At 34.1% G+C, this 14,102-nt stretch carries 13 protein-coding genes; 8 read left to right on the forward strand and 5 right to left on the reverse strand.

Annotated elements, in window-relative coordinates; all coding sequences use genetic code 11:
• Positions 1-40 precede the first annotated feature (40 nt).
• The 4 genes from ACFQ1K_RS02980 to ACFQ1K_RS02995 all read right to left on the reverse strand — a co-directional run bounded on the left by ACFQ1K_RS02980 (position 41) and on the right by ACFQ1K_RS02995 (position 2,912).
• Entirely contained in the window at positions 41-328 is a 288-nt protein-coding gene (locus ACFQ1K_RS02980) for a 4a-hydroxytetrahydrobiopterin dehydratase (protein WP_320554920.1), read from the reverse strand.
• 53 nt (positions 329-381) lie between these two features.
• Positions 382-1,215 carry a sugar nucleotide-binding protein gene (locus ACFQ1K_RS02985; protein ID WP_320554921.1) on the reverse strand — a complete coding sequence of 278 codons (834 nt, stop codon included), beginning with the start codon at positions 1,213-1,215 and terminating at the stop codon, positions 382-384.
• A gap of 27 nt (positions 1,216-1,242) precedes the next feature.
• Complete coding sequence (gene gcvT, locus ACFQ1K_RS02990) at positions 1,243-2,325, reverse strand: glycine cleavage system aminomethyltransferase GcvT (RefSeq protein WP_320554922.1); 1,083 nt, start codon at positions 2,323-2,325, stop codon at positions 1,243-1,245.
• A gap of 110 nt (positions 2,326-2,435) precedes the next feature.
• Positions 2,436-2,912: a hypothetical protein gene (locus ACFQ1K_RS02995; RefSeq protein WP_320554923.1), complete on the reverse strand. Its 477-nt coding sequence runs from the start codon at positions 2,910-2,912 to the stop codon at positions 2,436-2,438.
• Positions 2,913-3,053: 141 nt separating this feature from the next.
• Between ACFQ1K_RS02995 and ACFQ1K_RS03000 the strand changes: the two genes are divergently transcribed.
• Complete coding sequence (locus tag ACFQ1K_RS03000; RefSeq protein WP_320554924.1) at positions 3,054-5,978, forward strand: FAD-binding and (Fe-S)-binding domain-containing protein; 2,925 nt, start codon at positions 3,054-3,056, stop codon at positions 5,976-5,978.
• Here the strand turns inward: ACFQ1K_RS03000 and ACFQ1K_RS03005 are convergent.
• Positions 5,970-6,818: a UDP-2,3-diacylglucosamine diphosphatase gene (locus ACFQ1K_RS03005; RefSeq protein ID WP_320554925.1), complete on the reverse strand. Its 849-nt coding sequence runs from the start codon at positions 6,816-6,818 to the stop codon at positions 5,970-5,972. The two genes, ACFQ1K_RS03000 and ACFQ1K_RS03005, sit on opposite strands and share 9 nt — an antisense overlap.
• A gap of 208 nt (positions 6,819-7,026) precedes the next feature.
• Between ACFQ1K_RS03005 and aroC the strand changes: the two genes are divergently transcribed.
• From aroC to ACFQ1K_RS03040, 7 genes are all read left to right on the forward strand, one after another.
• The gene (aroC, locus tag ACFQ1K_RS03010) at positions 7,027-8,097 is read left to right on the forward strand and encodes a chorismate synthase (protein WP_320554926.1); all 1,071 of its coding nucleotides are present in this window, start codon (positions 7,027-7,029) and stop codon (positions 8,095-8,097) included.
• Between the two features lie 89 nt (positions 8,098-8,186).
• Positions 8,187-9,632, forward strand: a complete 1,446-nt coding sequence (locus tag ACFQ1K_RS03015; RefSeq protein ID WP_320554927.1) for a dicarboxylate/amino acid:cation symporter — start codon at positions 8,187-8,189, stop codon at positions 9,630-9,632.
• Between the two features lie 49 nt (positions 9,633-9,681).
• Complete coding sequence (gene gshB, locus ACFQ1K_RS03020; protein ID WP_320554928.1) at positions 9,682-10,719, forward strand: glutathione synthase; 1,038 nt, start codon at positions 9,682-9,684, stop codon at positions 10,717-10,719.
• 12 nt (positions 10,720-10,731) lie between these two features.
• Positions 10,732-11,559 carry a hypothetical protein gene (locus ACFQ1K_RS03025; RefSeq protein ID WP_320554929.1) on the forward strand — a complete coding sequence of 276 codons (828 nt, stop codon included), beginning with the start codon at positions 10,732-10,734 and terminating at the stop codon, positions 11,557-11,559.
• A 9-nt stretch (positions 11,560-11,568) separates the two neighbouring features.
• Positions 11,569-11,904, forward strand: coding sequence for a hypothetical protein (locus ACFQ1K_RS03030; protein ID WP_320554930.1), 336 nt, complete (start codon positions 11,569-11,571; stop codon positions 11,902-11,904).
• A complete protein-coding gene (locus ACFQ1K_RS03035) occupies positions 11,904-12,734 on the forward strand; it encodes an N-formylglutamate amidohydrolase (protein WP_320554931.1) in 831 nt (276 codons plus the stop codon). Before ACFQ1K_RS03030 ends, ACFQ1K_RS03035 begins: the two co-directional genes overlap by 1 nt.
• Positions 12,734-13,894 carry a flavohemoglobin expression-modulating QEGLA motif protein gene (locus tag ACFQ1K_RS03040; protein WP_320554932.1) on the forward strand — a complete coding sequence of 387 codons (1,161 nt, stop codon included), beginning with the start codon at positions 12,734-12,736 and terminating at the stop codon, positions 13,892-13,894. The genes ACFQ1K_RS03035 and ACFQ1K_RS03040 overlap by 1 nt, the downstream gene beginning before the upstream one ends.
• Positions 13,895-14,102: the final 208 nt, after the last annotated feature.

Genomic DNA, 14,102 nt, shown 5'->3' on the forward strand with positions numbered 1-14,102 from the left:
TATATTGTAAAAGTAGTTAAATATGTTAATTGATTAAAGCTTATTCTTCTGCCTCTACAATGGCTTCAATTGCTTTAGCTAAATCAAAATCTTTTTGCGTTACACCACCTGCATCGTGAGTAGAAAGAGAAATATTCAAAATATTATAAACATTACTCCAGTTAGGATGATGGTTTAAAGCTTCGCACTCAAAAGCGATACGGCTCATTGCACTGAAACAATCTTTGAAGTTGTCGAACTCTAATTCTACATGTAATGCATTGTCATAATATTCCCACTCTGGAAAGTGAAGCAATTTTTTTTCAATTGTAGCGTCGTCTAATTTCATATATTAATAATTAAGATTGTGAAAAGTACTAAATTACTATAAGCCTAACAAGCTTATTTTTTAAGTGCTTCCAAAACTTTATCACTTGTAATTTGAAGATGTTTTGGGAGCTTATTGAATTTTGGCAGAACTGCCAGATATCTATCATCATTTGTGGTATAAACATGTTTTAATAGTACTTTTTCATGACTAATAATCTGTAGTATCTGTTTTACAAATTCGTCGTGATGTACCAAGTCTGTACTGCCTAAGTGAAAAATCCCAAATTTCTCACGGTTAATGATGTAATGTATTTGTTGTGTTACCTTATGGTCAAGGGTAACGTTCATTATTAAATTAGGGAAAATTTCTACTGATTCATTTGTAGAAATATAATCTCTCATCTCCATGATTCTTGGGCATTGATTCCCAAATACCATAGGAAGCCTAAGTATAGCAACTTGCTTTTTAGGCAGCCTAAGAAGCATATTCTCAATTTTTATTTTAAAATGGCCATAAATGCTATGGCTTAATGTTTTGTCCAGTTCATAGCTAGGGTATTTACTATAAGCATCAAAAACATTTGCAGAGGACAAGAAAATAATTTTTGAGCCATACTCTAAAGCATACTCCGCTACATGCTGATGGGCAATGGTTTGCGCATTAAAATCTCCTCTAATAGCTGAAATTATAATGGAAGGCTTAGTGGCTTCTAAAATTTCATAAACATCGTCTTCTTCAACATTATAATGAAGGAATTGCTTATTGCTTTCAAAAACTTTCTTTGAAGTTCTATAGGTGCCAAAAGTCTTAAAATAAGGGCCTAATTCTTTATAAAGTACATTACCAATATAGCCACTAGCACCAAGAATAAGGATTCTGTGTTTGCTTATATTTTTCTTCTTCATTAATCCAACTACAAATTTATAAATGAACTATCCTTTATAAAAAGGAAGTTTAACTACAGTGGCAGGAATTGCTTTTTTACGTACTTGAATATTTATTTTACTATCGACTTTAGAAAATACCTTAGGCACATAACCAAGACCAATACCTACACCTAAGCTAGGACTCATGGTGCCAGAGGTCACATTACCTATAATATTTCCATTGCTCTCCACAATATCATAACCTTGTCGCGGAATACCTCTTTCATCAAGCTTAAAGGCCACTAATTTACGTTCTGGTGTGCGTTCTTTCTCGGCTTTTAGTGCTTCGCTATTAGTAAATTCTTTATTGAATTTACAGATCCAACTCAGTCCAGCTTCAATAGGTGATGTAGTGTCGTCAATGTCATTACCATACAGACAATAGCCCATTTCTAAACGTAGTGTATCTCTTGCTGCTAAACCTATTGGTTTTATACCATAGTCTGCACCAGCCTCTAAGACTTTTTCCCAGATTTGTTTGACTTCAGAGTTTTTACAATAAATTTCAAAACCACCACTTCCTGTATAACCTGTAGCAGAAATAATAACATGTTCTATGCCTGCAAAATCCCCTACAACAAAATTGTAAAATTTAATAGCTGATAAATCATGACTTGATAACGATTGCATGGCTTCTACAGCTTTAGGACCTTGTATAGCTAAAAGCGAATAGTCTTGACTTAAATCTCGCATCTCAGCACCAACATCATTTTTAGAAGAAATCCAATTCCAGTCTTTCTCTATATTACTCGCGTTAACCACTAGCAAATATGTCTCGTCTTTTACTTTATAGATTATTAAGTCATCTACGATACCGCCATTGACATTGGGCAAACAGCTATATTGTGCTTTTCCTACGTCTAACTTTGACGCATCATTACTGGAGACTTTTTGAATAAGTTCTAAGGCACGAGGCCCTTCAATTAAAAATTCACCCATATGAGACACATCAAAAACTCCTACCGCCTTACGTACAGTTTCATGTTCTATATTAACTCCTTCGTATTGTACGGGCATATTGTAGCCTGCAAATGGTACCATTTTAGCACCCAAAGCTATATGTGTTTCAGTTAAAGCGGTGTTTTTCATTACATTCATCATTTTTATTAAAGTTGCGCTAAATTAAAGAAATTTTGTGGCTTTATACCATAAAAAAAGTCACCATAAATATGGTGACTTTTATGATTTATGATTAGTTGTTAGAACTGATATCTAATACCTAATGCAATATCAAAATCTAAATCGTCTCTAAAATCCCCAAAGCCTAACTCCGGTCTAAAATCCAAAGATAAGAGCAGAGGAATATCAAAATTATACTCTATACCAATATCACCAGCAACAAAGAAGAATGTTTCATCATCAAAGTCATTATTGTCAAAACTATAAGATCCAAGTCCTCCACCAGCACCAGCGTACCAATTAAAGTTGCCATCTAGCTGCCATACCCATTGGTATAGACCTGTAAGTTTAAAACCATCAAAACCATTACCACTTCTCCAACCTAAATCAGCTTCAAGTCGGTTGTTATCTCCCAATGCACGTTGGTATGAAATTTCAGCACCAAATCCGTCACTGTCTCCAAGTCTAAGACCTATGGCGTTATCAGCAATTTCTTGAGCACTAGCTCCAAAAGTGAACCCCGCAAAAACCGCAAGTAATAAAATCAATTTTTTCATAAAGTTTGTAGTTTTAAGTTTAGTATTTTTCTAACAATAGGAAATATCGTTAATTTACATAACGACAAAATTATGTTAAAATTTGATTTTTTTCCAAGTTTTAAGACAACATTATAATTTAAAAATTGCTCAACTTACTCAATGAAAGGCTTAAATACCGATGCGTTATCATCTCTAAAACTTCAGATGAAGGGAGAATTGTATTACGATGATTTAATGCTTAAGCTTTATGCTACAGATGCATCGGTTTACAGAATTTTGCCCACGGCAGTTGCTATTCCTAAGGCTAAAGAAGATATAAGATTACTCATTGATTTCGCTCATAAAAACGAGACGTCCCTTATACCAAGAACAGCTGGGACTTCACTCGCTGGACAAGTTGTTGGCAAAGGAATAGTTGTAGATGTTTCAAAGTATTTTAATAAGATTTTAAACGTTGATTTGTCTTCTAAGACGGTAGTCGTACAGCCAGGCGTTGTGAGAGATGAGCTTAATAATCACCTCCAGCAATTCGGGTTGTTTTTTGGCCCTAACACATCAACATCTAATCGGTGTATGCTTGGTGGTATGGTTGGTAATAATTCTTCAGGAACTACGTCTATACAATATGGTGTTGCAAGAGACAAGGTTTTAAGTTTAAAAGTACTTTTGAGTGATGGGAGTGAAGCGGAATTTAAAAGTGTATCCAATTTGGAATTTGCATCAAAAACAAAATTAAAAACACTTGAAGGCCATATATATCGAACCATATTAGAAGAATTACAATCTGAAGAGGTTCAACAACAAATAACGGAAAACTTTCCGAAGCAAGGGATTCATCGAAGAAATACAGGTTATGCGATTGATGAGTTAATAAAGTCTGAAGTATTTAAAAATTCAGATCAAAAATTCAATATGTGTAAGTTATTAGCTGGTAGTGAAGGCACCTTGGCTTTTTTTACGGAAATAACTTTACAATTGGATGATTTACCACCAGTACATAGTGCAATGGTGGCGTTTCATTTTAAAAGTATTTCCAATTGCATGAAGGCTGTAAAACCTATTATGCATCACGATTTGCATACTTGTGAAATGATGGATGATTCCATCTTGAACCTAACAAAGTTTAATAAAACCCAACAAGAGAATAGGCAGTTTATTGAGGGTGATCCGGTTGCGATTTTAATGTGTGAAGTCAAAGCTGAAACTGAGGATTTATTGTCTGAAAAATTACAAGCGCTGATTGATACGTCTAAAGAACTACAACTTAGTTATGCTTTTCCTATTCTTAGAGGTAATGACATATTAAAGGCCCTTGAATTACGAAAGGCTGGTTTAGGACTTTTAGGCAATATGATTGGTGATAAAAAGGCCGTAGCATGTATAGAAGATACGGCGGTAGCAGTAGAAGATTTAGATAGTTACATTGAGGAGTTTACGGCCTTAATGAAAAAATACGATCAAAAAGCTGTGTACTATGCGCATGCTGGAGCAGGAGAGTTACACTTGCGGCCAATATTAAACTTAAAGGATACAAACGATGTTAAAGACTTTAGAGCAATAACAACAGATGTCGCGAGGCTTGTAAAAAAATATAAGGGATCCCTATCCGGCGAACATGGCGATGGTATTGTGCGCGGTGAGTTTATACCCTATATGATAGGAGAAGACAATTACAACATACTAAAACGAATTAAAACAGCTTTTGATCCAAGGCAGATTTTCAATCCAGGTAAAATTGTTGACGCTTATCAAATGGATAACAATTTAAGATACGAGCCAGGAAAGACAGAGCCTGAAATCGAAACTTTTTTAGATTTCAGCAATTCAAAAGGTATTCTTAGAGAAGCCGAAAAATGCAATGGTTCTGGCGATTGTAGAAAATTACCAGAATTTGGTGGTGTAATGTGTCCTAGCTATAGAGCTACCCGAAATGAAAAAGATACGACAAGGGCACGTGCGAATGCCTTACGCGACTATTTAACGAATTCAAAAAAAGCCAATAAATTTAATCATCATGAGCTTAAAGAGGTTTTTAGTTTGTGCTTGAGTTGTAAAGCATGTGCGAGTGAATGCCCAAGTAGCGTAGATATTGCTACTTTAAAGGCTGAGTTTCTTTATCAATATCAAAACGAAAATGGTGTAAATTTTAAAGATAAATTCTTTGCAAATGCGACTAAGTATAACAAAATGGCATCTCAATTACCATGGTTTTACAACATGCTTTTTAAAACCAAGTTTGTAAAAGGGTTTATGAAAATCTTGTTGGGAATTCATCCTAAAAGAAGTCTTCCAGAAATCTCAACATCATATACAAATTTATCTAAAGCCAATGATGTAAGTGATACCAATAACAACCCTATTAAAGAGGTCTATTTATTTGTAGATGAATTTACGAATTATTTAGAATCCAATATTGCGGCAGATGCTAAACATTTACTTTCAAAATTAGGGTATAAGGTATTTGTTATTAATGAATTAGAAAGCGGAAGAAGTTTTATTTCAAAAGGATTTTTAGAAGAAGCTAAAACCATTGCAGACCATAATATTAACCATTTAAAAAGTCTCGTTAATGATGATTTTTCTTTAGTAGGTATAGAGCCTTCCGCCATATATACGTTTAAGGATGAATATTTAAAATTAGCAGATGATAGGGATTTGGCAAGATCTTTAGCGAATCGTACATTTTTAATAGAGGAATTTATTCAAAAAGAAATTGAATTGGGTCATATTACCTCAGAACATTTTACTAAAGAAAGTAAAACTATTAAATACCATGGTCATTGTTATCAAAAGGCATTGGCTAATCAAAAATCCAGTTTTGATATTTTAAATTTACCTGTAAACTATTCTGTCACCATAATTCCTAGTGGTTGTTGTGGAATGGCTGGAAGTTTTGGATATGAAAAAGGGAATTATGAGGTGAGTATGGCTATTGGTGAACAAACCTTGTTTCCAGCATTGCGAAAAGCTTCGGACACCGTTATTATTTCTGCAAACGGAACGAGTTGTAGGCATCAGATAAAGGATGGCACAGGACGCATAGCTAAGCACCCAATCACAATTCTTAAAGAAGCTTTAGTTTGATTTCTTTTTTGGGGATTCTACTATGGTAATGGCAGCAATTAAGTCTTTAACGTCCATATCCTTTAGATCTTCATCCGCAAAAAAAGGTGAAAGTTTATCACTGTTATAATTATAGACTTTCCAACGCTTAAACTGATATTCTAAAGCCGTAAAATTTTCTACCCAATCACCAGAATTTAAATAAGTGGTCTTACCGAATTTATTCTCTTTGAGTAACATTTTTGGCTGATGTATATGACCACAAATCACATAGTCATATCCATTTTCAATGGCAAGATCAGTAGCTACTTTTTCAAAGTCATTGATGTATTTTATTGCACCCTTCACACTATTCTTGATTTTTTTAGATAGGGAATAGCGTTCTTTTCCCATTTTCTCTAAACACCAATTTACGAATCGGTTACTAAGAATTAATAGATCATAGCCCCAACCACCCAACTTTGCCAACCATTTAGCGTTTTGAATAGAGATATCAAATACATCACCATGGAAAAACCATGCTTTTTTTCCATCCAAATCTAAAACTACTTTGTTAACAATAGAAATATTACCAATCTCAGTATCAGTAAACTTCCTTAGCATTTCGTCGTGGTTGCCTGTAATGTAAATAACCTCAGTGCCATTGGCAGCAAAGTCCATTATTTTCTTAATGACACTAAGATGTGATTTTGGGAAGTACCTTTTTTTAAATTGCCAAATATCAACAATATCACCATTAAGGATAAGCTTTTTGGGTTCAATACTATTAAGGTAGGTCAGCAGTTGTTTGGCATGACAACCAAAGGTACCAAGGTGCACATCAGAAATTACCGCTATTTCAACTTTACGTTTAAGATTCAAGACACTCTTTTAATAATGCAAATAACTTACTAACATATTAACTCATTGTAACCTAAGAATTAATTATTTATAATGAGAATGTTATCATAATGTTACTAGATATTCTACTCTTATTCCCATAAGTATTTCAATAGATATAATCATAAAACAAAAGGGTGTATTTTGGTTTCTGTAATAATACATTTACATTAGCGTAAAAAAGGACTTAATGGCAGGAAATTCTTTCGGAAAACTATTTAAATTAACCACATTCGGGGAGTCCCATGGAGCCGCAATTGGTGGTATTATTGATGGCTGTCCTTCAGGCTTAAAATTAGATTTTAGTTCCATTCAACATGAATTGGACCGTCGTAAACCGGGACAGTCTAAAATTGTTACGCAGCGAAAAGAGCCAGATACAGTTGAGTTTCTTTCAGGCATATTTGAAGGCCAAACCACTGGAACACCAATAGGTTTCGTTATAAAAAACACCAACCAAAAATCTAAGGATTATTCGCATATTAAAGATGTATACCGTCCAAGTCATGCAGATTATACTTATGACAAAAAATATGGTGTAAGGGATTACAGAGGAGGGGGTCGAAGCTCAGCACGCGAAACAGCCTGTAGGGTAGTAGCCGGAGCTATTGCGAAACAACTACTTGAATCCGTAAAAATTCATGCATATACTTCTTCGGTTGGCGATATTTTTGTCGATAAACCTTATTACGATTTGGATTTCAACAAGATTGAAAGCAACGTTATCCGTTGTCCTGATGAAGATATAGCGGAAAGAATGATTGCCAAAGTTAATGCAGTAAAAAAACAAGGAGATACCGTTGGTGGCACCATAACTTGTGTGTTACAAAATGTACCTGCCGGATTAGGTGAACCTGTTTTTGATAAGCTTCATGCCGAATTAGGTAAGGCCATGTTATCCATAAATGCGGTTAAAGGTTTTGAATACGGAAGTGGTTTTTCTGGTGCTAAAATGAAAGGCAGTGAACATAACGATAAATTCAATGAAGACGGTACTACTCAAACCAATTTGTCAGGAGGAGTACAAGGTGGTATAAGTAATGGTATGGATATTTATTTCAGAGTCGCTTTTAAACCTGTAGCTACCACACTTCAAAAGCAAGACACCATCAATAGTAAGGGTGAAACTGTAGAAATGCAAGGTAAGGGAAGGCATGATCCTTGTGTAGTACCAAGAGCCGTACCTATCGTTGAAGCTATGGCTGCATTGGTTTTAGCAGATTATACACTTTTGCGGAGACAAGAGTCTAAAGATTGGTAGATATCATTTCATAAAGCATTTTTAATAAATAAAACAGATAACGAATTAATTACACTTCTTTAGGAAGATATTTAAAGACAAATGAGCCTATGAAAAAACTCGCACTACATTGGAAAATAATTATTGGAATGGTTCTCGGTATCATTTGGGCTCTATTATCAAGCTCTTTGGGATGGAGCCAATTCACAATAGATTGGATAGATCCTTTTGGGACTATCTTTATCAATCTACTAAAGCTAATAGCCGTTCCTTTGGTGTTATTTTCTATAATTAGTGGTGTTGCAAATATTGGTGATCCATCGAGCTTAGGTAGAATGGGAGGAAAAACCCTAGGAATTTATCTTGTTACAACGGTTTTGGCAATTTCACTTGGTTTGTTGCTTGTTAATGTGGTAAAACCAGGTAAACTAATTGATGAACAAAGCAGAATTGATAATAGAATCAGTTATGAAATATGGGCAGATGCAGAGGGTTACGAAATAAAAGATGGTATTAACTATCTCCAAGATCCTAAATTTTTTATAAGAGCTCAGGAAATTTCAGAATTATCAAAAAGTGAATTACAAGATGCGGCGGTTGCTGATAAGATGGAAACCGTAAATAGGCAAAAGCAAAGCACACCACTTCAGCCACTTGTAGATATAGTACCTAGTAATTTCTTTTATTCGTTATCGAATAATGGTCTAATGTTACAGATTATATTTTTTGCCATATTTTTTGGGATTTGTCTGTTGTTTATTCCAACCGAAAAATCCTTACCTGTTTTAAACCTCGTAGATGGTATCAATGAAGTCTTTCTTAAAATGGTAGATGTTGTGATGCAGGCTGCACCATTTTTCGTCTTTGCTTTATTAGCAGGTGTAGTGAGTAAGATGGCCGGTGATGATATTGGCAAAGTCGTTGAGATATTCAAAGGATTAAGTTGGTATTCATTAACAGTTCTTGTTGGTTTACTGTTAATGATATTTGTGATTTACCCATTGATTTTAAAGTCATTTGTTAAGAAAATACCCTATACTGGTTTTTTCAAATCTATGAGTCCTGCACAAACTTTAGCCTTTTCCACATCTAGTAGCGCAGCAACATTACCAGTAACGATGGAATGTGTTGAACAGAACTTAGGCGTGAATAAAAAGATAAGTAGTTTTGTTTTACCAATAGGTGCTACGGTAAATATGGATGGGACAAGCTTGTATCAAGCGGTAGCAGTTATCTTTTTGGCGCAGATGCATATGATAGACTTAACCTTAGGCCAGCAAATTACAGTTGTGTTAACAGCTACATTGGCATCTATAGGATCTGCTGCTGTTCCAAGTGCCGGTTTAGTAATGTTGATTATAGTCTTAAGTTCAGTGGGACTTAATCCGGCTTGGATCGCCATTGTTTTTCCAGTAGATCGTATTTTAGATATGTTCAGAACAGTAGTTAATGTTACTGGTGATGCAACGGTTTGCTCAATAATAGCTGATGGTGAAAATATGTTAGATTACACCGAACATGAGAACCCAACAGAAACTTTTGATTTAGACTCATAATTTTTATATCTTCATTATATCAAAGGATAAACTGCTAAAATAATAAAGGATGAATATTTGCTTTTTGATGTATCCTTGGGAAAACATAGATCCTGAAAACGATACAAGCCTTGCTTTAATTAAAGAATGTGCTAAAAGAGGTCATGGTGTAGCGATGTGCACACCTGCTAATCTCACCATAAGAAACAGTGTTACTAATGCTTTTTGTAAAGTGGTGGGTCGTATGGATAAAGTACCTAGTACCTTGAAATCGTTTTATAACAAAGCGAAATTAAGAGATGAAATGTTACCCTTAGCAGGTTTTGATGCTATCTTTTTTAGGGCCAATCCTCCTTTAGACCCTCTAATGCTCAATTTTTTAGATTCTGTAAAGGATGACGTTTTTATTATCAACTCGCTTGAAGGCATGAGAGAGGCCAATAACAAACTTTATACAGCTGCTTTTGGAGATGCACATAGTAATATTATACCAAACACACATGTTTCAAAAAACAAAAAGTATCTGGTAAAGCAAATTAAAGAATCCAAGTCAGATAAAATGATCATAAAACCACTTAACGGTTTTGGTGGTTCTGGTGTTATCTTGATTGAAAAATCAGCAATGAGCAACATTAACTCATTGTTAGACTTTTATATTACAAATTCAGATGGAACTTCTAACTACGTTATTTTACAAGATTACATTGAAGGTGCAGATCAAGGTGATGTTAGAATATTAATGTTGAATGGTGAACCTGTTGGCGCGATGAAACGTGTTCCAGGTTCAGATGATCATCGCTCTAATGTCTCTGCTGGTGGTAGTGTGCAAAAACACACATTAACCAAAGCGGAAAAGGCGTTGTGCAAACAAATAGGTCCTAAATTGGTAAAGGATGGGTTGTATTTTGTTGGTATTGATGTTATAGGTGGAAAATTAGTTGAAGTTAACGTAATGTCTCCTGGTGGTATAACTTATATTAATAAGGTCTACAAAAACAAGATAAAGGTAGAGGAGAAGGTAATTGACTTTTTGGAAAGTAAGGTGTTGGATAAATTACAAGCCTTCGATAGACGTACAAGACTTCGTAAAACAGTCGAAGAAGCTTAATCATTTTATGTTGTGAAACTAACCATACCAAAAGTATATCGGTTTTTAATCGTAACTGTTATTCTCATAATTTTGTGTTTAGTATTGTCCCAAACAGAATCCTTTAAAGAACATTACAGGGCATACAAATGGGAGGCTAATAGACTTTCTAATCATAATTTACAAGTATATTCAGAATTAAAAGATTTAGATAAAAACGATTACATCAAATTTGAAAACGTAGAGGGTTTTAATGTCAATAAAACCTATAATTATGCTAGAGTTGTAAGAATTACTAAAGATTCTGTTTCAATTAAGCCCTTTCTGTTTATGAATGGTACAAAACTTAAGGATATAGATAACTACTATGATAGAGAAAAAGATAATTTAAAAGAAATCACCTTGTCCTTTGACGATTTAAAGTACGGTATTTGCGATTCCTATTTACCTTTCATAGGTTTTAAATTTTGTGGTTTGCAACTTTTAGATTCTGAGGAAAAACTCAGGCTTTCTAGCATAAATAATTCCAATGAACCAATAATAAGGTTTTCAGATATGGACATTAATGAATCAGGAAAGTTTTACATATCCATGTACAATGTAGGTCAGGAGATTTACATGCAAAATATTAAAGCCTCACAAGATTCTATTCGTTTTTTTCAAAAATTTAAATTTCCTTACCTCATAGGTAAAAAAGATTCTAGAAATAGCCATTTTGCAGTTGCAGGTGTTGGGTGGAATCAAAGTGAAGATGCCGAGATAGAGTTTACCGTTGTAACGGACACTTTAAGCACTAAATTTTATCGCTATAGATTATCTGCTCTAGGAGAATTCACACGAAAGTTTGAGCGGATAAATTAAAATTGAAATATGAAAACAATCGATTGGACCAGAGATGAACTTGTAGCATACATATTATTGTTTGCAGCAAATTCAGATTTTAAGGAAGATAATCATGAGCGCAATGTGATTATCTCTAAAGTAGATATGGACACATTTCAGGAAATCCATGATGAGTTTGATAAAGACAATGATTACCAGGGTATTCAAAAAATCATGACAAGTCTGCGCCAGCATAATTACGAAAAGGACGACATCGAAATTTTACTCAGTGACATAAAAACCTTATTCTTTTCCGATGGTGACTTTAACATTAACGAACGCATTATGCTTAAATCCCTTGAGCGACTGTTTAAAACCTTGTAATGGAAAGACTTTCAATTGATACTATTATAGCTAAAATTTTGGCTGAAGAAACTTTTCACGCAGTTTCAGAAGAGTATTCACTTACTTTAAAGATTGATGAATACGTCCCTTATCTTTGTGGTGCTGTACATGACGGACACCAATTTAGAAAAGAGTTATGGGATAATTGTCTTCATTCCGAATATGACCGATGGTACGAGGAAGATCCAGAAACCAAAAATATGGTCAATTCACACCCAATTGTTATATCTGGACTTGATTCTCGTTTTGAGTATGATCTTAATCGAGATCCTGATAATGCTGTATTTGATACAGCATGGGGAAAACAATTATGGAAAAGGCCATTACCGGATTTTGAAAAAACGAAAAGCTTGCAAAAGCATACCAATTTCTATAAGGTAGTCCATGCCTTAATATCCAAATTAGAAAAAAGATTTGGTATTTGTATTGTCTACGATATACATAGTTATAATTGGCAACGATGGGATAGGGAAGTACCTACATGGAACTTGGGAACCTCAAATATAGATAATGAGCGTTTTGGTGAGTCAGTAGAGTCTTGGAGACAAATGTTGGAGAGCATCAAATTACCTAATGATATTAAACAAACAGCTAAAATTAATGACACCTTTCAGGGTAATGGATATTTTTTAAAATACATTACTAATAATTTTGAAAATACATTAGTTTTAGCAACCGAAATAGCAAAGGTGTATTGTGATGAGTATAAGCAGATTATTTATCCTGAAGTTGTTGCATCAGTTGAACAGCAATTGAAGATACTTATACCAAAGCATGCAGAAGAATTTTACAGAAAGTTTAAGGCCTAATGTCCCAAATTAAGACGACAGAAGAATTTCAGGATTTATTTGATATTGATGCCAATCTTAATCGACTGGTAAAGAATATTGAATTACTTAATTATATAAACCCTCACAATATCGCAGCTGAAAAGAAAAAATTCTTTTCGGCAAAATACAACTACGAGCCAGACTTTAACTATCCCAAAATGCGATTTAATGGGTATAAATTACATCGTTTGTTTTTTTCTCAGCGCTTAGAGCGCATAGAGGATGAGGATATTAGACAGCTTTATGAAGATATCATTTATGAGTATTCGGGATTAATTGAGTGCATTGAAACTATTGGTCAAGGTCGTAAGTTTTATTTTAATAGTCTTAAAAGTTTTGGGACACCTACGGAAAAGGATATAGAAAATGCTAAATTTATTCTACGTTTTGATAACTCTGATTTTGATGAAGAGATGCTGCCGTTATACAATGCTGGTGAGGCAAGGGATTATTTTGACGAGTTTTCCAAACGCTATGATTTTAGGTACAACATAAAGATTTCAAACAATCTTTCAGCTGCGGCAATGGTATTGAATAACACGCAGACCTTGGTACTTAGAAAAAGCCATAAATACAGCTTAAATCAGCTTAAAGTTTTAACAAATCATGAAATTGGTGTCCATATGGTCACCACATTCAACGCATTAGAACAGCCTTTAAAGATTTTCTCAAATGGTTTACCTAATAACGTCGAAACTCAAGAAGGTTTGGCAGTGTATTCAGAATTTATGAGTGGATGTTTAACGATTGAGCGCCTAAAAGAATTGGCTTTTAGGGTTGTTGCTGTAGATAGTCTTAATAAAGGTTATAATTTCTCAGATACGTTTCATTTGTTACACAATCAGCATAAATTAAATAGAGATAAAGCTTTTGCAATTACACTGCGGGTACATCGTGGTGGCGGATTTACTAAAGATCATTTATACCTTAAAGGGATTAGAAACATATACAAGTATGCTAATGCTGGAAATGATTTAGGAGTTTTATTGACTGGTAAAGTTAGTCTAGAGTATATTCCAACGATTAAAAAATTAATTGACTTAAGATTGGCCTTAAAACCTAGATATCTTACTGATGCTTACGAGGTAAATAATAACACCAATCCTAATTTAGATTTTATTTTAAAGAGTTTGAAATAATTTTGAATTATAAAAATAATCTTAATAAAACCTCAAAGCTAAATACGTATTCTATCCTATAAAAGGCACCTTAAAGAAGTTAGACATGCTTCTTTTAAGGGATTTAACTCATTCCCAACTAACTGAAGTTAGGGTTAAACCAAAGAGTATTCTACTTTGAGGTTTGTAATTACTAAGCTTAAAAACCATTAACTCAAAAGCTTTTGTT

Origin of the sequence: Winogradskyella aquimaris, from assembly GCF_042676105.1 — a bacterium.
Taxonomy (GTDB): domain Bacteria; phylum Bacteroidota; class Bacteroidia; order Flavobacteriales; family Flavobacteriaceae; genus Winogradskyella; species Winogradskyella aquimaris.

Coding starts and splice junctions, on each gene's coding strand:
- ACFQ1K_RS02980 (WP_320554920.1), bottom strand. CDS start 328: ATGAAATTAGACGACGCTACAATTGAAAAAAAATTGCTTCACTTTCCA.
- ACFQ1K_RS02985 (WP_320554921.1), bottom strand. CDS start 1,215: ATGAAGAAGAAAAATATAAGCAAACACAGAATCCTTATTCTTGGTGCT.
- gcvT (WP_320554922.1), bottom strand. CDS start 2,325: ATGAAAAACACCGCTTTAACTGAAACACATATAGCTTTGGGTGCTAAA.
- ACFQ1K_RS02995 (WP_320554923.1), bottom strand. CDS start 2,912: ATGAAAAAATTGATTTTATTACTTGCGGTTTTTGCGGGGTTCACTTTT.
- ACFQ1K_RS03000 (WP_320554924.1), top strand. CDS start 3,054: ATGAAAGGCTTAAATACCGATGCGTTATCATCTCTAAAACTTCAGATG.
- aroC (WP_320554926.1), top strand. CDS start 7,027: ATGGCAGGAAATTCTTTCGGAAAACTATTTAAATTAACCACATTCGGG.
- ACFQ1K_RS03015 (WP_320554927.1), top strand. CDS start 8,187: ATGAAAAAACTCGCACTACATTGGAAAATAATTATTGGAATGGTTCTC.
- gshB (WP_320554928.1), top strand. CDS start 9,682: ATGAATATTTGCTTTTTGATGTATCCTTGGGAAAACATAGATCCTGAA.
- ACFQ1K_RS03030 (WP_320554930.1), top strand. CDS start 11,569: ATGAAAACAATCGATTGGACCAGAGATGAACTTGTAGCATACATATTA.
- ACFQ1K_RS03035 (WP_320554931.1), top strand. CDS start 11,904: ATGGAAAGACTTTCAATTGATACTATTATAGCTAAAATTTTGGCTGAA.
- ACFQ1K_RS03040 (WP_320554932.1), top strand. CDS start 12,734: ATGTCCCAAATTAAGACGACAGAAGAATTTCAGGATTTATTTGATATT.